The organism is Aminobacter sp. P4_D5 (assembly GCF_056401815.1).
This window is the reverse complement of record NZ_JBFUIP010001486.1, coordinates 1-503: the sequence shown is the minus strand read 5'-3', so window position 1 is coordinate 503 and position 503 is coordinate 1. Positions and strand designations below refer to the sequence as shown.

The window sequence follows — 503 nt, the reverse complement described above, 5'->3', positions numbered from 1 at the left end:
GTTGAACCTCACCCCCGTCATCGAGGCCGACACGGCCGGCGCGGCGGAGCTGATCGCAAAGAACGGCACCGTGGAGGACGCGGCGATCGCCAGCGAGCTGGCCGCCGAGATCTACGGGCTGGAGATCCTGCGCCGCAACGTCGAGGACGCCCTGCACAACACCACGCGCTTCTACGTGATGACGAAGGAGCGGCGGATGGCCGCTGCCAACGAGATGCTGAACCCGGTGACGACCTTCGTTTTCCGCGTCCGCAACATGCCGGCCGCCCTCTACAAGGCGCTGGGCGGCTTCGCGACCAATGGCGTGAACATGACCAAGCTGGAGAGCTACATGCTCGACGGCAACTTCACCGCCACGCAGTTCCTTTGCGACGTGGACGGGCATCCGGACGAGCCGCATCTGTTCCGGGCGCTGGAGGAGCTGCGCTTCTTCTCGCGGGAGCTGCGGATCCTCGGGACCTATCCGGCGAGCCCGTTCCGGCTGGCGCACGAGGACGTCTGAC

General features: G+C 66.6%; 1 protein-coding gene. It reads left to right on the top strand.

The genetic code is table 11. The features are described 5' to 3' along the window. A partial coding sequence (locus AC1DWF_RS39110) for a prephenate dehydratase domain-containing protein (protein WP_476843753.1) occupies positions 1 to 502 on the top strand: 502 nt, incomplete at its 5' end. Position 503: the final 1 nt, after the last annotated feature.